The organism is Azospirillum aestuarii (genome assembly GCF_016632405.1).
In the GTDB taxonomy this organism is placed as follows: Bacteria; Pseudomonadota; Alphaproteobacteria; order Azospirillales; family Azospirillaceae; genus Azospirillum; species Azospirillum aestuarii.
The window spans coordinates 138,436-159,540 of sequence record NZ_JAEPIV010000001.1; the positions used below are offsets into that span (position 1 = coordinate 138,436).

Sequence of the window (21,105 nt, forward strand, 5' to 3'; positions counted from 1 at the left end):
AGGGCAATGACGATCAAGGGAAGGGTGGGAGGATGTCGCAACCCGCAAGGTTGATGGGGCTGGGCGCGCGCGACGATGCCGGGCCGGAGCCCGACGCGGAGGGTGCCGGGCGCTCCTTCGCCATCGGGGAACTGGCCGACGAGTTCGGGCTGACCCACCGCACCATCCGCCATTACGAGGACGAAGGGCTGCTGGCGCCGGAGCGCGACGGCACCGCCCGCGTCTACGGCCACCGCGACCGCGCGCGACTCGCGCTGATCTGCCGGGGCAAGCGGCTGGGTTTCAGCCTCGCCGAGATCAAGGAATTCCTCACCCTCTACGACGCGGACGAGATCCAGAAGGAACAGATGCGCTTCATGCAGCGCATCGCCCGCCGCCGCATCGCCGACCTGGAACGGCAACTCCAGGACGTCCAGCAGACGCTGGGCGAGCTGCGCATCATCGACACCCAGATCTCCGACCATTTCCGCAAGAACGGAATCACGGAGACGCCGACCACGGAGGACACGCAACCATGACCCTGGCGCCTTTGACCACGCCCGCCAATCCGGTCGTCATCGCCGGCTACGCCCGCTCCCCCTTCGCCTTCGCCAACAAGGGCGAACTGGCGAAGGTCCGTCCTGACGACCTGCTGGCCCACGTCGTCGCGGCGCTGGTCGAGCGCACGGGCGTCAACCCGCAGGACATCGAGGACGTCGTCGTCGGCTGCGCCTTCCCCGAGGGCGAGCAGGGCATGAACATCGCCCGCACCGTGTCCTTCCTGGCGAAGCTGCCGCTGACCGCCGGGGCCACCACGATCAACCGCTATTGCGGGTCTTCCATGCAGGCGATCCATCAGGCGGCGGGGGCCATCCAGATGGGGGCGGGCGAGGTCTTCCTTTGCGGCGGCATCGAGTCGATGAGCCGCGTCCCGATGATGGGCTACAACCCGCTGCCCCATCCGGGCCTGAAGGACCATTATCCGGAAGCCTACTGCTCGATGGGCGTCACGGCGGAGAATGTCGCCCGCCGTTACGAGATCTCCCGCGCGGACCAGGAGGCGATGGCCGCCGAGTCCCACGCCAAGGCCGCCGCGGCGCAGCAGGCCGGGCGCCTCGCCGAGGAGATCGTCGCCATCCAGACCGCGGCCGGCCTCGTGGAGCGCGACGGCTGCATCCGCCCCGGCACCAGCGGCGAGACGCTGAGCGGCCTGAAGCCCGCCTTCCTGGCCGACGGCTCGGTCACCGCCGGCACCTCCTCCCCCCTGACGGACGGTGCCTCGGCGGTGCTGGTCACGACGGAGGCCTACGCCAAGGCCAACGGCCTGCCGATCCTCGCCCGCATCCGCTCCGTTGCGGTGGCCGGCTGCGCGCCGGAGGTGATGGGGCTGGGTCCTGTCCCGGCGGCGCAGAAGGCGCTGGCGCGCGCCGGCCTGTCCATCCGGGACATCGACGTGATCGAGCTGAACGAGGCCTTCGCCGCCCAGGCCATCGCCTGCATGCGCGACCTCGACATCGACCCGGCCAAGGTGAACCTGGACGGCGGCGCCATCGCGCTCGGCCACCCGCTGGGCGCCACTGGCGCCCGCATCACCGGCAAGGCCGCGGCCCTTCTGAAGCGCGAGGGCAAGCAATTCGCTCTCGCCACCCAGTGCATCGGCGGCGGCCAGGGCATCGCCACCATCCTGGAAGCGGTCTGACGGCGGCGGGACAGGGAGGCAACGACCATGGAAATCAAACGCGCCGCCGTGATCGGCTCCGGCGTGATGGGCAGCGGCATCGCCGCCCATTTCGCGAACGCCGGCATCCCCGTCGTCCTGCTCGACATCCCCGCCAAGGAGGGTGACGACCGCAGCGCCATCGCCAAGGGGGCCATCCAGAGGCTTCTGAAGACTGACCCCGCGCCCTTCATGCACCCGAAGAACGCCCGGCTGGTGACTCCGGGCAATCTGGAGGACGACCTCGCCCTGCTGGCCGACGTCGACTGGATCGTTGAGGCGATCGTCGAGAATCCGGCGGTCAAGGCCGACCTCTACCGGCGCATCGACCCAGTGCGCAAGGACGGCTCCGTGGTGTCGTCCAACACCTCGACCATCCCGCTGGGCGTGCTGGTCGAGGGGCAGTCGGACGCCTTCAAGCGCGACTTCCTGATCACCCACTTCTTCAACCCGCCGCGCTACATGCGGCTGCTGGAGATCGTGGGGGGCGAGGCCACCCGGCCCGACGCTCTGGCCGCCGTCGCCGAGGTCGGCGACCGCGCGCTGGGCAAGGGGGTGGTCCGTTGCAAGGACACGCCGGGCTTCATCGCCAACCGCATCGGCGTCTACTGGATTCAAACGGCGATCAACGCGGCCGTCGATCTCGGCCTGACGGTGGAGGAGGCCGACGCCATCGCGGGCCGCCCGATGGGCATCCCGAAGACCGGCGTGTTCGGTCTGGTCGATCTCGTCGGTCTCGACCTGATGCCGCACATCGCGAAGAGCCTGCTGGCGACCCTGCCCGGCAACGATCCCTACCGCGCCGCCTTCCGCGAGCACCCCGTCATCACCCGGATGATCGCGGAGGGCTACACGGGGCGCAAGGGCAAGGGCGGATTCTACCGCCTGAACCGGGACGGCGGGGCGAAGGTCAAGGAGGCCATCGACCTGTCCACCGGCGCCTACCGCCGCTCCGACAAGCCGCGGCTGGAGAGCGTGTCCGCCGCCGGGCGCGACCTGCGGGCGCTGGCCGAGTTCCCCGACAAGACCGGGCAGTACGCCCGCCGGGTGTTGGCCCACACGCTGTCCTACGCCGCGTCGCTGGTGCCGGAGATCGCCGACAGCATCGTCGCGGTCGATGAGGGGATGCGGCTCGGCTACAACTGGAAGCAGGGTCCCTTCGAGCTGATCGACCGGCTGGGCACCGCCTGGTTCGCCGACCTCTGCCGCAGCGAGGGCATCCCCGTCCCGCCGCTGGTCGAACAGGCCGCCGGGCGGCCCTTCTACCGGGTGGAGGATGGCAAGCTCCAACACCTGACCGTTGCCGGACTCTACGACACGGTGGTGCGGCCGGACGGCGTTCTGCTGCTGTCCGACATCAAGCGGGCGTCGAAACCGGTGTGGAAGAACGGCTCGGCCAGCCTGTGGGACATCGGCGACGGCGTGCTGTGTGTCGAGTTCACCAGCAAGATGAACGCTCTGGACGGCGACGTCATGGCCGCCTACGGCAAGGCGATGAAGCTGATCGGGGACGGGAAAGGGGACTGGAAGGCCCTGGTCATCCACAACGAGTCCGACAATTTCTCGGTCGGCGCCAATCTGGGCCTCGCCCTGTTCGCCCTGAACGTCGGGCTGTGGCCGCAGATCGAGGAGCTGGTGGAGGGCGGGCAGCGCGCCTACCGCGCCCTGAAATACGCCCCCTTCCCGGTGGTGTCTGCGCCCAGCGGCATGGCGCTCGGCGGCGGCTGCGAGATCCTGCTGCATTCCGACCATGTGCAGGCCCATGCCGAGACGTATGTGGGGCTGGTCGAGGTCGGCGTCGGGCTGATCCCCGGCTGGGGCGGCTGCACCGAGATGCTGGCCCGCCACGCCGCCAACCCGCGGACCCCCAAGGGGCCGATGCCGCCCATCGCCGGGGCCTTCGAAACCATCAGCCTCGCCAAGGTCGCCAAGTCGGCGGCGGAGGCCAAGGACCTGCTGTACCTGCGCCCCGGCGACGGCATCACCATGAACCGCGACCGCCTGCTGGCCGACGCCAAGGCCAAGGCGCTGGAACTGGCCGCAAACTACACCCCGCCCGAGAAGGTCACCTACACGCTTCCCGGCCCCAACGGGCGGGCGGCGCTGGAGCTGTTCCTCGAAGGCTTCGCGCTCCAGGGCAAGGCGACGCCCCACGACATGGTGATCTGCGGCAAGCTGGCCGGAATCCTGACCGGCGGGCCGAAGGCCGACGTCACCCAGCCGGTGACCGAGGACCAGATGCTGGCGCTGGAGCGCCGGGCCTTCATGGAGCTGGTGCGGACCGAAGGCACCATCGACCGGGTGGAGCATATGCTGACCACCGGCAAGCCGCTGCGGAACTGATGGGGGAGGACTGAGCAATGCCGATCTACAAGGCTCCGCTGGAGGATGTCCGCTTCGTCCTCGACGAGATCGTCGGCGCGGGCAAGCTGGCCGAACTGCCGGGTTACGAGGACGCCACCCCCGACCTGATCGCCCAGGTCCTGGAGGAAGGCGCCAAGCTGTGCGAGGAGGTGCTGTTCCCGCTGAACCAGCCCGGCGATGGCGAGGGCTGCACGTTCGAGAACGGCGTGGTGCGCACGCCCAAGGGCTTCAAGGAGGCCTACGCCACCTACATCGAGGCGGGCTGGCAGGGGCTGTCCTGCGACCCGGCCTATGGCGGGCAGGGGCTGCCGAAGCTGGTCAACACCATGCTGGAGGAGTTCATCTGCTCCGCCAACCTCAGCTTCGGCATGTATCCCGGCCTGTCGCTGGGGGCCTACAACGCCCTGTCCATGTACGGATCGGACCCGCTGAAGCAGCGCTTCCTCGGCCGGCTGGTCGACGGCACCTGGGCCGGCACCATGTGCCTGACGGAGCCGCATTGCGGCACCGACCTGGGGCTGATCCGCACCAAGGCGGTTCCGCAGGAGGACGGCAGCCACAGGATCACCGGCACGAAGATCTTCATCTCCGCCGGCGAGCATGACCTGACCGAGAACATCCTGCATCTGGTGCTGGCGCGCCTGCCCGACGCGCCGGCCGGAACGCGCGGCATCAGCCTGTTCCTGGTGCCGAAGTTCCTGCCCAACGAGGACGGCACCGTCGGTCCGCGCAACGGCGTCGCCTGCGGCTCCATCGAGCACAAGATGGGCATCAAGGCGTCGGCGACCTGCGTCATGAACTTCGAGGACGCCACCGGCTGGCTGGTCGGCGAGCCGCACAAGGGCATGCGGGCGATGTTCGTGATGATGAACGCGGCCCGCCTCGCCGTCGGCATCCAGGGGCTGGGGGTGGCCGAGGTCAGCTACCAGAATGCCGTGGCCTACGCCAGGGAACGGCTCCAGGGCCGCTCCCTGAAGGGCACTGCGCATCCCGACAAACCCGCCGACCCGATCATCGTGCATCCCGACGTGCGGCGGAACCTGCTGACCGCCCGCGCCTACACCGAGGGTGCCCGCGCGCTCGGCGCGCTGGTCGGCTACAAGCTGGACGTGGCGGAGAAGCACGCGGACGAAAAGACGCGCAGGGAGGCGGACGAGTTCGTCCAGTTGATGACGCCGATCGTCAAGGCGCTGTTCACCGACATCGGCTTCGAGTCGGCCAACATCGCGGTGCAGGTGCATGGCGGGCATGGTTTCATCTGGGAAACCGGCGTGGAGCAGTATGTCCGCGACGCCCGGATCTGCCAGATCTACGAGGGCACCAACGGCATCCAGGCGCTGGACCTCGTGGGGCGCAAGCTGCCGCAGGACATGGGCCGGCTGCTGCGCCGCTTCTTCCACCCCGTCGGCGCCGAGATCGAGGCCGACATGGAAAAGGAGGAGTTGGCCGAGTTTGTCCTGCCGCTCGCCAAGGCCTTCGCCAAGCTCCAGCAGGCGACCGCCATCATCGCGCAGAAGGGGCTGAAGGACCCGGAGGAGGCAGGGGCCGCCGCCACCGACTACCTGCGGCTGTTCGGTCTGGTGGCGCTCGGCTGGATGTGGCTGAGGATGGTCAAGGTCGCGCAGGCGAAACTGGCGGCGGGGGAGGGCAATGCGACCTTCCTCGAGGCCAAGATCAGGACGGCCCGATTCTACATGACGAAACTGCTGCCGCAGACGAACGCCCTGTTCATCACCATCATGGCCGGGTCCAAGCCTCTGATGGAGATGGAGGAGAACGCCTTCTGAGGATCAGCCATACGGGGTCTATGCCTTTGGGCCGGGATCGGTGTATGCTTCACCCGTTCCGGCCTTTTCGCTTCGAGAGATGCGAAAGATAGAAAGTATGAAAACAACGGTTCTTTGTCATGAGCAACCCTATGGTTTGATACATTCGTGCTCACTTTCGTCATGGGTGGATGTCGCGTGAAATGGATATTGCTGTCGCGCAGCAATGCCATTGCTCAGAGCTTGCAATGTGACAAAGGTTAAATTCGGGTTGTCCACCCCCACCGAAACGTGGTACATCTGATGTGACATTACTCTGCATAAGGACTTTCTATACCTTTTGGAATTGGGTCATATGATGCTTGAAAATGACCTGCATTTTTTCCGAAACTGAGGGTTGGAACACTGGCCTTGTGTCAGGGCTGTACGTTCGGACCATTGAAAGCACTGAGTACGGGGGCACCACCAGATGAAAATCCTGATCGGAGACGACCATGTGCTTTTCCGGGAGGGATTGCGCAGGCTGCTCGAGCAGCTGAAGGAGGGTGCCAGCTTTGAGGAAGCCAGCAACTTTGATGAGCTTCTGGAAAAGGCTGGCAAGGGCGAGACCTACGACCTCGTCCTGACCGATCTGCGCATGCCCGGTTGGCCCGGCTTCTCCGGCATCCAAGACCTGCGGGGAAAGCAGCCCGACTCCAAGGTCGTGGTCGTGTCTGCGTCCGAGGCGCATCACGATGTGCGCGACGCGCTGGAGCATGGCGCCGCAGGCTACATCCCGAAATCCTCCAGCGTGAAGATCATGCTGAGCGCGCTGGACCTCATCTTCTCCGGTGGCGTCTATGTGCCGCCGACCGTGCTGCGCGAGTCCGGGGAGGCCGAGGTGCGCGTTGGCGCCATCCCGCCCAGCGATCCGCAGCTCGACCATCTGCTGACCCAGCGGCAACGCGAGGTTCTGGACCGCCTGCGCGAAGGCAAGTCCAACAAGCAGATCGCTCATGAGCTGGGCCTGTCGGAGGGCACGGTGAAGATCCACATGACGGCGATCTTCAAATCGCTGGGTGTGCGCAACCGCACCCAGGCCGCCATGGCCTTTCCACAGTCGCACTCCGCCTGACCGTCTGGACCGACTGCCCAGACCAACCGTCCGGCAGTTCCACCATTGAAAACGCCCGCGGGATCTCCCGCGGGCGTTTTCGGTTTTGAGCCGGCGGTGGCGCCTTATCCCATCCCGGCGACGTAGCCGCGCAGCGACTCGACCTCCAGTTCCGCGTCGTCCAGCCGCGCCTTCACGATGTCGCCGATGCTGACCAATCCAACGAGTTCGCCGTCCTCCAGGATCGGCAGATGGCGGATGCGGCGCTGCGTCATGACGCCCATGATCTGGGACACCGTGTCGGACGGGCTTCCGGTGACGAGGTCGCGTGTCATCAGGTCACCGACGGGCCTTTCCAGGGCGGCGGCCCCGTCCGCGGCCACGGCGCGGACAATGTCGCGTTCGGACAGGATTCCAGCGGGCCGGCCGTCATCCCTCATCACCAGGACGGCGCCGATTTTGTGATGGGCGAGCTTGCGGGCGACCGCGTCGATCCGGTCCTCCGGACTGGCGGTGATAATCCCCGTGCCCTTCCTTTTCAAGACGGCGGCAATGTGCATGGTTGCGCTTCCTCCCGCGCGGATTCACGAAAGGGTATGCTCACCCACAGTTGCCGCTGTAGGAAGTCGCAAAAAGGAACAGGCCGGCTACTCCTTTCGGAGTAACCGGCCTGAATCCAGCGGTTTCGCGAAGCCTCCCGTGAGAGGCTCCGGAAATGCCGATTAGAAACGGTAGCCGACGCCGATGCCGATCAGCCACGGATCGATCTTGACGTCCGAGGTGACCGGGACGCCGCTGACGTTGGCGGTAACGTCAGTCTTCAGGAAGATCTTCTTGACGTCGAGGTTTAGCGACCAGTTGCCGGTCAGGGCAACGTCGACACCAGCCTGAAGCGCCCAGCCGAAGCGGTTCTTGTAGTCGACGGTGTTGGTCGTGAAGCCGTCCGCGTTGGTGCTCCGGGCGGCGGTCTCGTCGTAGAACCAGGTGTAGTTGATGCCGGCGCCGACGTAGGGGCTGACACGCTCCTTCGTGAAGAAGTGGTACTGGGCCGTCAGGGTCGGCGGCAGCAGCGACACCTTGCCCACGTCGATGTCGTTGCCGGTGATCAGCGAACCGGAAACCTTGTGACGGGTGGTGCCGGCGATCAGCTCCAGAGCGATGTTGTCGGTGATGAAGTAGGAGACGTCGAGTTCGGGGATGTAGTCGTTCTCGATGTCCACGCTGCCGATGTTGCTGCCGCCGAACGGGCCGCCGCCGATCAGGTCACCATTTTCCTGCGGGATCACGGCCAGGGCGCGCGCGCGCACCAGGATGTCACCGGCGGACTTGCCCTTGAAATCCTGGGCCAGCGACGGGGAGGAAACGGCGGCGAGAGCCGTGGTCGCCAGCAGGGCGGCGGCGGCGCGCTTCAGGAAAGTCATGGGATTCGCTCCAGGGCAGAATTAGCTGATGTCGTTTTTTTGGCTTAAAGCCTGGAGATGTATTACCAGAGTTTTTTTAGGGTTGCTATGCCGCCTCAACCAAAACGTCATAGTGAGGCGGCTTTGCAACAGCGACGAGTTGTCGCATGGACTGGAACTCTTACCGCGCTGGGGCCATGGAGGGTTGTGGGGACTGTGAAGGGACTTGCGCCAGACAGTTCTGTACGATCGCGTAGCATTGGCCGAGTCGGCTTCCGCCGCTGGACGACCCGCCATAGACGATGCGCTCCACCGCGCCGTTGCGTAGGGTGAAGGTCGCCTCGCAATCGACGCTGGTCACATCATAGCCGTAACCGCCCCAGCCACCGTAGGGATAGCCCCAGTAGCCGCCGTAACCGCCCCAGGACGGGTAGGAGATCAGACGGTTGCTGCGGTAGGTGAAGAATTCCAAGTCACCGGCAGTGGCCTGCCGTTCCGGAACCCCGGCGCAGGACAGCAGGGTTTGCTTCGGCATGCCGACCAGCGCGTTCTGCGCGACCATTGCCTGATCGGCGGCCGGATTGGCGCAGCCGCCCAGAAGGCCGGCGGCCAGAAGAGCCGCACCGAATCCGATCCTCGTCATCGTCCCGCGCATCGCCGTGTCTCCCGTCAGGGGCGCCGCAGCCGGGCCGGCGCCAGATCCTCCGCACGCACGCCAAGCGCCGCAACCTCCGCCGGCAAGCCGCTTCCGGTGACCAGGGCCGCCGCGGTGCGGCCCATGGCCGGCGCCGTCTGGATGCCATAGCCACCCTGGCCGGCGAGCCAGAAGAAGCCGTCCGCGGATTCGTCGTAGCCCACCACCATCACCTTGTCGGCGACGAAGCTGCGCAGGCCCGCCCATTTGTGCGTGATACGTCGAACGGAGAAGCGCACCGCCTGTTCCATGCGGTCGATGGCGACGGCGACGTCCAACTCCTCCGGTTGCACGTCGCAGGGCTCCACGGGCGTCTCGTCGGCGGGGGAAAGCAGCAGCCGGCCCGATTCCGGCTTCATGTAGAACCGCTCGTCCACATCGATGGTCATCGGCCAGCCGGCGAGTCCCGTCGCGTCCGCCGGATCGGCGAACACCGGATCGAACGTGATGGCGGTGCGGCGCTTCGGCACCAGACCGACGGGGCGCGCCCCGGCCATCCCCGCCAGAACGTCGGCCCAGGCGCCCGCCGCGTTGACCAGCACCGGGGCGGCGAAATCGCCCGCCGGGGTGGTGGCGATCCACAGCCCGTCGCGCCGTTCCAGCGCCGTCACCCCGGCGTCGGTCACCAGCCGCCCGCCCCGCGCCTTCAGCCCGCGCAGATAACCGCCGTGGATGGCGTGAACGTCCATGTCCATGGCCGTCGGCTCCCACACCGCGCCATCCACGTAATCGCTCTTGAGGAAGGGGGCGCGGGCGAGCGCCTGGGCGCAGTCGAGGCGCTCGACGGTCGGGGTCAGCCGGCGCCCCTCGGCGAAGTCGCGGTCAAGCGCGGCGCTCTGGTCGGCCCGCCCGATCAGCAGGACGCCGCGCGGAGTCAGCAGCGGGTGCTCCGAAAAGCCCTCCGGCGGGTTGATGTAGAAATCCCAACTCGCCACCGTCAGCGCGCGGACCACCGGGTGCCCGTAGGTCTGGGTGTAGAGCGCCGCCGACCGGCCGGTGGAGTGGTAGCCGGGCTGGCTCTCCCGCTCCAGCACGGCAACGCTGCCGTGCGCCGCCAGCTCATAGGCCGCCGAGGCGCCGGCCATGCCGCCGCCGACGATCAGGAAATCCACCCGTTCCACTTTGCCTCTCCCATTCCGGCGACCGGGCCGGTCGTTCATCCGCCTTATCTTATGCGTCCGGGAGAGCGGAATGAAGCCGTGAAAGCCTGCGGATGGGGGATTGGGGCCCGTTACGCCGCCCCGCGCAGTTCCTCGGCCTTCTGCAGGTCCACGCTGACCAGTTGCGACACGCCCCGCTCCACCATGGTCACGCCGAACAGCCGGTCCACGCGGGCCATCGTCAGCCGGTGGTGGGTGATGATCAGGAAGCGGGTGTTGCCCTCCCGCGCGATGTCCTCGACCAGATCGCAGAAGCGGCCGACATTGGCCTCGTCCAGCGGGGCGTCGACCTCGTCCAGCACGCAGATCGGGGCGGGGTTGGAGCGGAAGACGGCGAACAGCAGCGACAGCGCCGTCAAGGCCTGCTCGCCGCCGGACAGCAGCGACAGCACCTGAAGCTTCTTGCCCGGCGGGCTGGCATAGATTTCCAACCCGGCCTGCAGCGGGTCCTCGGCGTTGACCAGTTCCAGATGCGCCTTGCCGCCGCCGAACAGGCGGATGAACAGCTCCTGAAAATTGCGGTTCACCGTGTCGAAGGAGGCGACCAGACGCTCCCGCGCCTCGCGGTTCAGGCTGGCGATGCCCTGGCGCAGGCGGGCGATGGCGCTGACCAGATCCTCGCGCTCGGTCTGCAGCGTGCCGATCTGCGTTTCCAGCTCGGCGGCCTCGATCTCGGCGCGCAGATTCACCGGACCCATGTTCTCCCGCTCGCGGGTCAGCTTGTCGAGGCGCGACTCCACGACTGTCACGTCGGGCATCGCCTCGTCGGGAGGGAGGTCGGCGGCGGCGCGGGTCTGCTCGGGGCGGCAATTCAGCCGCTCGGCGATCCGCTCGGTCAGGGACTGGCCGTTCTGCAGAGCGGCGGAGACGGCGGCCTCGGCGTGGGCGCGGGCCTCGCGGGCGTCGGCCAGACCGGATTCGGCCTGCTTCAGCAGCTTCTCGGTCTCGGCCAACCGGTTCTCCGCCTCGGCCAAGGCGTCGGCGGCGCGCTTGCGGGCGCGCTCGGCCTCGCTGATCCGGCCGAGCAGGGCCTGCCGGTCGGCCTCGATCGCCGCCGGGCGGCTTTGCAGCTGGGCGAGGTCGGCTTCGGCGGCGGCGGCGCGCTCCTTCAACTCGGCCACGCGCCCGCCCGCCCCGGCGGAGCGGGTGCCCCAGGAGGCGACATCCTGCTGGATGGCGGCCAGACGCTGGCGGCGGGACTGCGCCTCGCGGGTCAGGCGGTCCAGCGCGTTCTGCTTCTCGGCCAGGACGGCGCGGTGCTCGGCGAGCGTGGCGCGGCGGTCGTTGACGGCGTCGCGGCCCTCGCGCGGGTCGGGCAGGGCGTCCAGCAGCTCCCGCGCTTCCTCCAGAGCGGCCTCGGCCTCCTGCCGGTCGATCTCCAGCCGTGCGATGCCTTCGACCACCGCCGCCAGCTTCGACGCGGCGGCGTCGGCCTCGCGGGCCAGCTTGGCGTGACGGTCGCGGGCGGCGGTCACCCCGGCGAAGGCCTCGCGCACCGCGTCGCGGGCGCGGCGGTCGGCCTGCGCGGCCTCCTCGACGGCGCGCTTGGCCTCGTCCAGGGCGTCACGGGCGACGTCCAGCCGCTCGTCGGCGAGGTCCAGCTCGCCGCGCAGCTCGTTCAGGCGGTTGCGCTGCTTCAGGCGGACGGCGGCGGCCGTCGGCGCGCCGGCCTGAACGGTCAGCCCGTCCCAGCGCCACGCCCCGCCGTCGCGGCTGACCAGGGTCTGGCCGGGGACGAGGCCGGCGGCCAGAGCGGCACCCGCCGCGTTGTCGGCCACCACGCCGATGTGCGACAGGGCGCGGGCGGCGGCCTCCGGTCCCTGGACGCGGGCGGCCAGCGGTTCGGCCCCGGCAGGCAAGGGAGCGGCGTTGGGGTAGGGCGGCAGGTGGCGCCAGTGGACCGGAGCGGCCTCGTCCAGCGGGGCGGTCAGCGCGTCGCCCAGCGCCGCGGCCAGGGCGCCCTCATAGCCGGGAGCGACGGTCACCGCATCCACCAGCGGCGGGAACAGGTCGCCCGCCCCGGCGGACAGCAGCTCGGCCAATGCCCTTTCCTCCGCCTTCAGCTTGGCGCGGGCGGACTCGGCGGTTTGCAGGGCCTCGCGGGCGCGGGCTTGGGCGGGTTCGGCGTCGGACTTTGCCCGCTCGGCCCGCTCGGCGGCCTCGCGCGCCTCCTCCAGACGCTGCTCGGCCAGTTCGACCGCCAGTTCGGACTCGGCCACGTCGGCGCGGGCGGCGATCTCGCGCTCCAGAGTCTCGCGCTGGACCTGCTGCTCGGCGAGGCGCCTGGCAAGCCCTGAAGCCCGTGTTTCAAAATCAGCGACCTGCCGCTGGGTGGCGGCGCGGCGGGCCTCGTCGGCGGCGGTCTGCTCGGTCAGGCGGGTCAGCTCGCGGTCGAGCGCGTCCACCGCCTCCCGCGCGTCGGCCAGCGCCTCGCGCGCGGCCTCCTCCAGCATCTCCTCGTCGGCCTGGGCTTCGAGCAGGCGGTCGCGCTCGGCCTCCAGCCTGGACAGGGCATCTCCGGCGTCGGCGGCCAGCGCCTCCTCGCGGCCGAGGTCGCCGGCGATCTGCTGCAGGCGGGAGAGCAGGACGCGCTGCTGTTCGGCGACCCGCTTCTCCTCGGCGTCGAGCTGTTCCTTGGCGATGACCAGCCGTTGCAGGGCCGCCGCCGCCGCCGCTTCGGCTTGGCGCTTTTCCGGTAACCCGGCGGCGTCGTCGGTGCGGCGGGTGGTGAGCCGGGTGACCGCCAGCATCAATTCCCGCACCGCGCCCTCGGCCTTGGCGAAGGCGCCGCGGGCGCGGGCCAGCTCACCTTCATGGGCGATCCAGCGCAGGTGCCAGAGCACCGCTTCCGCCTTGCGGATCTGTTCGGAGAGGTTGCGGTAGCGGGCGGCCTGCCGCGCCTGCTTCTTCAGGCTCTGAAGCTGGGTGTCCATGGCCCCGATCACGTCGTCGAGGCGCATGAGGTTGGCTTCGGCCGCCCGCAGCCGCAGCTCCGCCTCGTGCCGGCGGGAGTGCAGGCCGGTGATGCCCGCCGCCTCCTCCAGCAGCATGCGGCGGTCCTGCGGCTTGGCGTTGATGATCTGGCCGACCTTGCCCTGGCTGACCAGCGCCGGGGAGCCGGCGCCCGAGGCGTTGTCGGCGAAGAGGAGCTGGACGTCGCGGGCGCGCACCAGCTTGCCGTTGATGCGGTAGTCGGAGCCGTTGCCCCGCTCGATCCGCCGCGTGACCTCCAGCTCGTCGTGCTCGTTGAAGCCGGCGGGGGCGGTGCGCTTGCGGTTGTCGATGAGGAGGGCGACCTCGCCCAGATTGCGCGCCGGACGATTGGCCGTGCCGCCGAAGATGACGTCGTCCATGTCGTCGCCGCGCATGCGCTTGGCGGAGGTTTCCCCCATCACCCAGCGCAGCGCCTCCACCAGATTCGACTTGCCGCAGCCGTTGGGGCCGACGATGCCGGTCATGCCCGGCTCGATCACCAGATCGGTGGCGTCGACGAACGACTTGAAGCCGGACAGGCGGAGGCGCGTGAAGTGCACGGGATCGAAGCCTTCTGCCCGGTCCTTACTTCACCAGCTTGTCGATGGCGGCGGCGAAGGTCTCGAAGGACTGCGCGCCGCTGATGGTGGCCGCGCCCTCGTTGAGGACGAAGGTCGGGGTGGCCTCCACCTTGTACTTGTCCTGGCCGACCAGACGGCTCTGCAGGATGCCGTCGGCCAGCGCCTGGTTGGCCATGCAGGCATTGATGACCTGCTCGCTCATGCCGGCGAGCTTGCCGTACTGGGCCAGCGCCTTGACCGGGTCGGCGGCGCGGCTCCACTGGCCCTGGCTCTTGAACAGCACGTCGAGCAGCGGGTAGTAGCGCTCCGCCGGGGCGCAGCGGGCCAGCATGGAGGCGCGCAGCGCCGCCTGATCGAAGGGGAAGTCGCGGAAGATCAGCTTCGCCTTGCCGGTGTCGATGTAGGCTTCCTTGATCTTCGGCAGCGTCTCGGTGTGGAAGGTGGCGCAGTGCGGGCAGGTCATCGACGAATAGTCGAGGATCGTCACCGGCGCGTTGGGGTTGCCGAGTACCCGGTCGGCCAGCAGATCGGCGGTCGAAGCGGCGGGAGCCTGTGCGGTCTGCATGGGCGGCTGCGCCGGCCCCGTCTGAACCGGCAGAGTCTGCCCGTTCGACGGCCGGGAGCCAGCGACGGCGAGCCCGATGATCAGCGTCATGCCGACCGCGATCAGAGCAACGATGCCCAAAAGGTTGCGGTTCACTTTGGCCTCATCCCTACCAGATGTTGATGGTATAATCGAAACTCCCCTTTTGCGGCAAGAGTATGGCCCAGCCCGAGCCGGCTCTTGCGCCAGGGGCATCGGACGCTCTTCAACGGCGCCGCAGCGCCGGACGCGGGCGGGCCAGCAGCGACCGCCCGAAGCGCTCCAGCGTGGCCCGCAATTCCTCGTCCTCCACCGTCGCGGCGGTGGTCATCACCGACAACTCCTCGTCCATGGTCAGGTCGCGCGGACGCGCCACCGGTTTCGGCATGGACAGCGGGGCGGCGTGGATCAGCTTGATCTTCGCCACCGCGCGGTAGCCGAAGAAACTGTTGATCCGCTCCACGATCTGCGGCTCCAGATGCTGAAGCTCCAGCGCGATGGCGCCCATGGCGCGGATGTGCAGGACGGCGTCCTCCCGCTTGCCGCGCGGAAAGCTCAGCTTGTCGGGGGCGGTGCGCAGGCTCAACTGGTGGCCGACGATGGACGGCCAGTCGTTGATGAGCGAGCCGAAGGCCAGCCCGCGCTTGCCCAGCGCCTTGCCGGCCACCTCGGGGACGGTCTGGCCGATTCGCCGCGGTCCGTTCATGTCAGGGCTTCCTGGTGATGGTCCGCGCACCCTAGCGCAAGCGGACGGGACTTCGCCAGCGCCCCCGCGGGTGCCCCTTTATCGGCAGCCCTTTATCGGCGTCCGGGTTCGCCCTATGTCTTGCCGCCATGACGACGCCTCCCCACAACGCCCCCAAGAACGCCCCTAGGGATGCCGCCCCACGGCTGCTCTCCTGGTACGATCACAACCGCCGCGACCTGCCCTGGCGCGCCAAGCCGGGCGAAGTCGCCGACCCCTACCGGGTCTGGCTGTCGGAGATCATGCTGCAGCAGACCACGGTGCCCGCCGCGGCGCCCTATTTCCGCGCCTTCACCGAGCGCTGGCCGACGGTGCGCGATCTGGCGGCGGCCCCGCTGGACGACGTGCTGGTGGCCTGGGCGGGGCTCGGCTACTACGCGCGGGCGCGCAACCTGCACAAATGCGCGCAGGTGGTGGCGGCGGAGCGGGCAGGGCGCTTCCCCGACAAGGAGGTGGCCCTGCTGGAGCTGCCGGGCATCGGCGCCTACACCGCGGCGGCGATCACCGCCATCGCCTTCGGCCGCAAGGCGACGGTGGTGGACGGCAATGTGGAGCGGGTAATCTCCCGCGTGTTCGCGGTGGAGGAGCCGCTTCCCGGCGTGAAGCCCAAGCTGCGCGCGCTGGCCGCCCTGCTGACGCCGGACGAGCGGCCCGGCGACTACGCCCAGGCGATGATGGATCTGGGCGCCACGGTCTGCACGCCGCGCAAGCCGAAATGCATGCTCTGCCCCTGGTCGGACTGGTGCGCCGCCCGCGCCGCCGGCGTCCAGGAGCAGCTTCCCCGCAAGGCCGCCAAGGCGGACAAGCCGACCCGGCGCGGCGTCGCCTTCTGGCTGCTGAACCCGGAGGGCGCCGTGCTGTTGCGCCGCCGGGCGGAGGAGGGGCTGCTGGGCGGCATGACCGAGGTGCCCTCCACCCCCTGGGCCGGTCACGCGCCGAGCGATGCGGAGATCGCGGCGGCGGCCCCGCTGGATTTGTCCTGGCGCCGCCTGCCGGGCGTGGTCCGCCATACTTTCAGCCATTTTCACCTCGAACTTGAGATCGTCGCGGCCAAGGCCGGCGATGGCTGGCGGATGGCCGAGGGGTTGTGGGTTCCGGTGGACCGGCTGGGCGGGCAGGCTCTTCCCTCCGTCATGATGAAGGTGGTGCGTCACGCGCTGGCGCATGCATAAACGGAAGGTGTACGGAGCGACATGAGGCGGCGAACGATCCTGGCCTTGCCGGCTTTCCTGGCCGGAGTGTGGCTTGCCGGACCCCTGCGGGCAGAGCCTAAGGCGAAGAAGGCTCCGGCCCCAGGCGGGCGTCGCGTCGCCCTGGAGCTGGTGCTGGCCGTGGACGGGTCGGCCTCGATCACCGATGGGGATCTGGAGTTCCAGTTGCAGGGCCACGCCGCGGCCTTCCGCGATCCGGATGTCAGCGACGCGGTGACCGCGGGCGGAGCCGCGGCGACCCTGGTGGTCTTCTCCGGTCCGCACAGCCTGCGCGTCCTGGTGCCTTGGACGCCCCTGACCAGCGCGGAGGAGGTGGCCGCCTTCGCGAGCCGGATCGACAAGGCGCCGCGTGGCTTCCAGGGGGATTCGACGGCGCTGGGCAGCGCCATCGAGGATTCGGCGAAGCTGTTCGCCGGCAACGGATTCGACGCCGAGCGCAAGGTCATCGACATCGTGTCGAACGGCTTTTCCAACAGCGGCCCGGACCCCGCGGGCGTCCGCGACCGGGTGGAGCGGCAGGGGATCACCATCAACGCCCTGGCCATCCTCGACGAGTTTCCGTGGCTGGAGGAGTACTATCAGGAAAATGTCGTCGGCGGCATGAACGGATTCGTGAAGACGGCGATGGACCGCAGCAGCTTCGTCGAGGCGCTTCGGCAAAAACTCATCCAGGAAATCGCCGAGGTTCGGGAGCCGCGCTCGGTTGTTGCTGTGGCTGATCTTTGAGTGAGCGGCTCGGCCGGTCCAAAATCTGGAAAGTCTTTTGGGGGAATGAAGCCGGATCGGTCTGCATTGCCCACGCGTGCTTGGATGAAACCGAAGCGCTGTTCCGTCGGTTTGCCCGACCGTTGGGCGGAGTGACCTGAAGAGGCTGGGCCGTGCACCGAGCGCCGTGCGCGCCGGCAGCCCGCCCCCTTGGACCGGGACGGCGATGGTTCCGGGCACCGCTGCCGAAAGGCGCGGCATTCTTTCCGAACGTCAGGCCCGGGCGCGCTCGATCTCGACACCGACGCTCGCGGCGTCCGGGAACACGTCCAGCTTCTCCACCCGCACCTTGGCGCTGGCGATGCGCTCGTCGGACAGGCAGCGCTCGGCGATCCGTTCGGCCAGCGTTTCGATCAGGGTGACGTGCCCCTGGCTGACCAACCCCTTCACCACCGCCGCCATGTCCTCGCCGGTGACGCCGGGGGCGACGACGTCCAGATCGAGACTCAGGCGGATGCGCTGCGGCTTGATCCGCTCGTGGGCATAGACGCCGATCAGCGCGTCCATGACCAGATCGCGCACGAAGCAACGGGTGGAAAGCGCCGCCGGGGCCGAACGGGGCGCCGGAGCGGTGACGGTGGCGAAGAGCTTGTTCATGGCGCACACGCCTATCACGCCGTCCCCGTCCTGCCAAGGCATGCGGGCGGCGCTCGATGAGGGGCTCCAATGCCGAACTTGCGGGAGCGGGGCGGCGTGAACGGCCTCCCCGCTTCGAGTCCGGCGCCGGGAATCAGGCGGAGGCTTCGGAGCGGATGCGCTCGCGCAGCACGTCGATGGGACGCAGGTCGCCGCCGTCCTCATAGTGCCAGAAGGTCCAGCCGTTGCAGGCCGGCAGCCCGGCCATGGCGGCCCCCACCTGATGGATCGACCCGCGATGTTCGCCGCGCGGGCCGGCCCCGATCAAGGTGCCGTCGGCGCGCACGCGGGCGACCACGCGGCGGCGCAGGTCGAACAGCGACGTGCCGGGGCGCAGCAGGCCACGCTCCACCACCCAGCCGAAGGGAATGCGCGGGGCGGACCGCTTCGGCGGCGTGTCCAGGACGGCGGCGTCGGGCGCTTCCTCCACCGCCTCGATGCGGGCGGTGGCCGCCTTGGCGTAGGTCGGGTCGCGCTCCAGCCCGATCCAGTTGCGGCCCAGCCGCTTCGCCACGGCGCCCGTGGTGCCGGTGCCGAAGAAGGGGTCCAGCACCGTGTCGCCGGGGCGGGAGGAGGACAGGATGACGCGGTAGAGAAGCGATTCCGGCTTCTGCGTCGGGTGGGCCTTGCGGCCGTCCTCGTCGCGCAGGCGCTCCGCGCCGTTGCAGATCGGCAGCAGCCAGTCGCTGCGCATCTGCAGGTCGTCGTTCAGCGCCTTCATGGCGTCGTAGTTGAAGCGGTAGCGGGCGTCCTTCTCGCGCGAGGCCCAGATCATGGTCTCATGCGCGTTGGCGAAGCGCGTGCCGCGGAAGTTCGGCATCGGGTTGGTCTTGCGCCACACGATGTCGTTCAGAATCCAGAAGCCCAGATTCTGCAGCGTGGCGCCGACACGGAAGATGTTGTGGTAGCTGCCGATCACCCACAACGATCCCTCGGGCTTCAGGATGCGGCGGGCCGCGGCGAGCCAGTCCCGCGTGAAGCGGTCGTAGGTCTCGAAATCCTCGAACTTGTCCCAGTCCTCCTCCACTCCTTCGACACGGGAGTGGTTCGGGCGCAAGAGTTCGCCCCCCAGTTGGAGGTTATAAGGCGGATCGGCAAAGACAAGGTCTACCGATTCAGCCGGCATTTCATTCATGAGGGCGATGCAATCGCCCACGAGAATTTTGTTCAGGGGGAGCATTGACGAAACCAAAACAGCGAATCAGTCGTTGGGACAATGATTCGCCGCCGAGTCGCCGTCAACTGATTTCTTATCCCGGAATCGCGGCGGTCAGCCGGCCCGTTCGATTTGGGCGCGGACTGGTGCAAAAGTGACTCGGTGATGGGGCGTCACGCCGTGGCGGCGCAGCGCCTCCAGATGCTCCGGCGTCGGGTAGCCGGCGTTGCGGTCCCAGCCATACTGCGGGTGAAGCTCCGCCAGCCGCATCATTTCGCGGTCGCGGGCCACCTTGGCGACGATCGAGGCGGCGGCGATCGACTGGCTGCGCCCGTCGCCCTTGACGATGGCCTCCATCAGGCAGGACAGGTCCGGCTTGAACTTCCCGTCGATCAGCGCGACGGCGGGCGGCTCGCCGGGCAGCGCCTCGTAGGCGCGCTTCATGGCCAGCAGAGTGGCCTTGTGGATGTTGAGGTCATCGATCTCCGCCGCGGACGCCTCGGCCAGCGCGACGGCCAGGGCGTGGGCGCGGATCTCCGGCTCCAGCGCCTCGCGGGCGCGCAGGCTCAGCGCCTTGCTGTCGTTGATGGCGCGGGCCAGCGCGTCGGGCAGGCCGCCCGCCGGCAGCACCACGGCGGCGGTGACCACCGGGCCGGCGAGCGGGCCGCGCCCCACCTCGTCGATGCCGCAGACCAGCCGCCCCTGGCCCAGCGCGGTTTCGAAGGACAGGTCGGGTTGCGGGCGGGGAACTTTGACGCGGACGGCTTTGGTGGTTGCCTTGGAAGTCATGGGGAGTCGGTTCTTGCGGGTTCGGCGTGGAGGGGCAGGAGCCGTCCGCCGGACAGCTGTTCGATGTAGATGCGTGTCAGCGAGCGCAGGATGGGCGGCATCGTCTCGATGGCCTTGGCGAACTGGTCCTTGCGGATGATTTCGCAGACCGTGGCCTCCAGCGCAACGACGGTGGCGGCGCGGGGGCGGTTGGCGAGAAGGGCCAGTTCCCCGAAGATCCGCCCCGGTCCCAGCACGCCGAGGTCGGCCCCGTCGCGCTGCACGCCGACCGAGCCGGATTGGATCAGATAGGCCGCCGTTCCGGCGTCCCCCTGGCGGAAGAAGCTGTGGCCGCGGCGGAACATGCGGCGGTCGGCCACCGTGGCGAAGGAGTCGGTGGAGCGGATCGCGGAGCCTCCCTCCTGCCGTTCGGGCTGGGACAGGCCATAGCTGCGGCGGATCGCGGCGACGAGGCTCTCCAGCAGATAGGAGGCCAGCGGCGGGCAGCGCCCGCGTAGCGCGCGGAAGGTGTCGCGCGACAGTTCCACCGTTTCGACGGTGGTCAGGGCGCGCACCGTGGCGCTGCGCAGCCCGTCGTCCAGCAATGCCATCTCCCCGACGATGGCGTTGGCGCCGACGGTGCCCAGGCGGCGGGGGCCGTCCGGGCCGTCCAGCAGAACCTCCAGCTCCCCGGACTGGATCAGCCAGGCGCAATCCCCGGCCTCGCCCTGGCGGATCAGCACGGTGTCGGCGGCGATGCGCCGCGTGGGAAGGTCGGGTCCGCGTCTCGTCATCGCCGGTTCCATCAGTCCGGGCCTGCCGCCCGTGTTCCGTACAGGTTAGCGCGAATGCCGGTCCGGTTCAGGCGAATTTCCGGTGACGCTTGGCGGGGGACGCCGGCTGCGCTATGCATGGCGCCCTCAAATCGAGAGGCCGGAAGTCATGACCACCACCGCCACCACCGAATGCCCCTGCCGTTCCGGCAAGCCCCTGGACGCCTGCTGCGGCCCCTATCTGGACGGCACCGCGTCGGCGCCGACCGCCGAAGCGCTGATGCGGTCTCGCTATTCGGCCTTCGCCTGCGGGAGGATCGACTATCTGCAGGAGACGCTGCTCCCGGAAACCCGCGAGGACTTCGACCGCAAGGAGATCGAAACCTGGGCCGCCAACAGCCTGTGGACCGGCCTAGAAGTCCGCAGCGCCGAAGCCGGCGGGGCGGAGGACAAGGACGGCGTGGTCGAGTTCGTCGCCCACTTCACCATGAACGGCAGGCCGCAGAAGCACCACGAGACCAGCCGCTTCACCAAGCGGGACGGCCGCTGGTACTATGTGGACGGCACGCTGGGCGCCCGCCCGCGCAGCGGTCCCAAGGTCGGGCGGAACGATCCCTGCCCCTGCGGTAGCGGCAAGAAGTACAAGAAGTGCTGCGGGGCGGCCTGACCGTCCAGACTTGACCGGCATTGCGCCGATTATCGCAGCAATTGCGATATTTTTGGCCGCCTGGACACCGCCGG

19 protein-coding genes are annotated in these 21,105 nt (G+C 68.8%); 8 read left to right on the forward strand and 11 right to left on the reverse strand.

What is annotated here, in order from left to right:
* Positions 1–32 precede the first annotated feature (32 nt).
* From JJL56_RS00640 to JJL56_RS00660, 5 genes are all read left to right on the forward strand, one after another.
* A complete protein-coding gene (locus JJL56_RS00640; RefSeq protein ID WP_145627174.1) occupies positions 33–518 on the forward strand; it encodes a MerR family transcriptional regulator in 486 nt (161 codons plus the stop codon).
* Positions 515–1,678, forward strand: coding sequence for a thiolase family protein (locus JJL56_RS00645; RefSeq protein ID WP_211110865.1), 1,164 nt, complete (start codon positions 515–517; stop codon positions 1,676–1,678). Before JJL56_RS00640 ends, JJL56_RS00645 begins: the two co-directional genes overlap by 4 nt.
* Positions 1,679–1,705: 27 nt before the next feature.
* Entirely contained in the window at positions 1,706–4,039 is a 2,334-nt protein-coding gene (locus tag JJL56_RS00650) for a 3-hydroxyacyl-CoA dehydrogenase/enoyl-CoA hydratase family protein (RefSeq protein WP_200483811.1), read from the forward strand.
* Positions 4,040–4,056: 17 nt separating this feature from the next.
* Positions 4,057–5,847, forward strand: coding sequence for an acyl-CoA dehydrogenase C-terminal domain-containing protein (locus JJL56_RS00655; protein WP_200483812.1), 1,791 nt, complete (start codon positions 4,057–4,059; stop codon positions 5,845–5,847).
* A gap of 448 nt (positions 5,848–6,295) precedes the next feature.
* Positions 6,296–6,940: a response regulator gene (locus tag JJL56_RS00660; protein WP_014198344.1), complete on the forward strand. Its 645-nt coding sequence runs from the start codon at positions 6,296–6,298 to the stop codon at positions 6,938–6,940.
* A 104-nt stretch (positions 6,941–7,044) separates the two neighbouring features.
* Here the strand turns inward: JJL56_RS00660 and JJL56_RS00665 are convergent, their stop codons facing one another.
* From JJL56_RS00665 to JJL56_RS00695, 7 genes are all read right to left on the reverse strand, one after another.
* Positions 7,045–7,479: a CBS domain-containing protein gene (locus JJL56_RS00665; RefSeq protein WP_200483813.1), complete on the reverse strand. Its 435-nt coding sequence runs from the start codon at positions 7,477–7,479 to the stop codon at positions 7,045–7,047.
* Positions 7,480–7,641: 162 nt separating this feature from the next.
* The gene (locus JJL56_RS00670) at positions 7,642–8,340 is read right to left on the reverse strand and encodes an OmpW/AlkL family protein (protein WP_145627166.1); all 699 of its coding nucleotides are present in this window, start codon (positions 8,338–8,340) and stop codon (positions 7,642–7,644) included.
* Positions 8,341–8,500: 160 nt separating this feature from the next.
* The gene (locus tag JJL56_RS00675; protein ID WP_247889538.1) at positions 8,501–8,962 is read right to left on the reverse strand and encodes a hypothetical protein; all 462 of its coding nucleotides are present in this window, start codon (positions 8,960–8,962) and stop codon (positions 8,501–8,503) included.
* Positions 8,963–8,988: 26 nt separating this feature from the next.
* Entirely contained in the window at positions 8,989–10,134 is a 1,146-nt protein-coding gene (locus tag JJL56_RS00680; protein WP_200483814.1) for an FAD-dependent oxidoreductase, read from the reverse strand.
* Positions 10,135–10,244: 110 nt separating this feature from the next.
* Positions 10,245–13,706: an AAA family ATPase gene (locus tag JJL56_RS00685; protein WP_200483815.1), complete on the reverse strand. Its 3,462-nt coding sequence runs from the start codon at positions 13,704–13,706 to the stop codon at positions 10,245–10,247.
* A 25-nt stretch (positions 13,707–13,731) separates the two neighbouring features.
* Positions 13,732–14,427 carry a DsbA family protein gene (locus JJL56_RS00690; protein ID WP_247889537.1) on the reverse strand — a complete coding sequence of 232 codons (696 nt, stop codon included), beginning with the start codon at positions 14,425–14,427 and terminating at the stop codon, positions 13,732–13,734.
* Positions 14,428–14,536: 109 nt separating this feature from the next.
* Entirely contained in the window at positions 14,537–15,016 is a 480-nt protein-coding gene (locus JJL56_RS00695) for a DUF721 domain-containing protein (protein WP_200483816.1), read from the reverse strand.
* 128 nt (positions 15,017–15,144) lie between these two features.
* Between JJL56_RS00695 and mutY the strand changes: the two genes are divergently transcribed.
* Together mutY and JJL56_RS00705 are read left to right on the forward strand one after the other, a co-directional pair.
* Positions 15,145–16,227: an A/G-specific adenine glycosylase gene (mutY, locus tag JJL56_RS00700; RefSeq protein WP_145627160.1), complete on the forward strand. Its 1,083-nt coding sequence runs from the start codon at positions 15,145–15,147 to the stop codon at positions 16,225–16,227.
* Between the two features lie 21 nt (positions 16,228–16,248).
* Positions 16,249–16,992: a DUF1194 domain-containing protein gene (locus JJL56_RS00705; RefSeq protein ID WP_200483817.1), complete on the forward strand. Its 744-nt coding sequence runs from the start codon at positions 16,249–16,251 to the stop codon at positions 16,990–16,992.
* Positions 16,993–17,244: 252 nt separating this feature from the next.
* Here JJL56_RS00705 and JJL56_RS00710 read toward each other — a convergent pair whose 3' ends face one another.
* The 4 genes from JJL56_RS00710 to JJL56_RS00725 all read right to left on the reverse strand — a co-directional run bounded on the left by JJL56_RS00710 (position 17,245) and on the right by JJL56_RS00725 (position 20,385).
* On the reverse strand, positions 17,245–17,628 hold the full coding sequence (locus JJL56_RS00710; protein WP_247889536.1) for a dihydroneopterin aldolase: 384 nt from the start codon (positions 17,626–17,628) through the stop codon (positions 17,245–17,247).
* Between the two features lie 133 nt (positions 17,629–17,761).
* Positions 17,762–18,847 (reverse strand): site-specific DNA-methyltransferase, encoded by a 1,086-nt coding sequence (locus tag JJL56_RS00715; RefSeq protein WP_145627156.1) that lies wholly within the window; start codon positions 18,845–18,847, stop codon positions 17,762–17,764.
* Between the two features lie 90 nt (positions 18,848–18,937).
* Complete coding sequence (locus JJL56_RS00720; RefSeq protein ID WP_200483818.1) at positions 18,938–19,612, reverse strand: ribonuclease HII; 675 nt, start codon at positions 19,610–19,612, stop codon at positions 18,938–18,940.
* Positions 19,609–20,385 carry a cyclic nucleotide-binding domain-containing protein gene (locus tag JJL56_RS00725; protein ID WP_247890891.1) on the reverse strand — a complete coding sequence of 259 codons (777 nt, stop codon included), beginning with the start codon at positions 20,383–20,385 and terminating at the stop codon, positions 19,609–19,611. The genes JJL56_RS00720 and JJL56_RS00725 overlap by 4 nt, the downstream gene beginning before the upstream one ends.
* Positions 20,386–20,533: 148 nt before the next feature.
* Here JJL56_RS00725 and JJL56_RS00730 point away from each other — a divergent pair, with 148 nt between their 5' ends.
* Positions 20,534–21,031: a YchJ family protein gene (locus JJL56_RS00730; RefSeq protein WP_200483820.1), complete on the forward strand. Its 498-nt coding sequence runs from the start codon at positions 20,534–20,536 to the stop codon at positions 21,029–21,031.
* Positions 21,032–21,105: the final 74 nt, after the last annotated feature.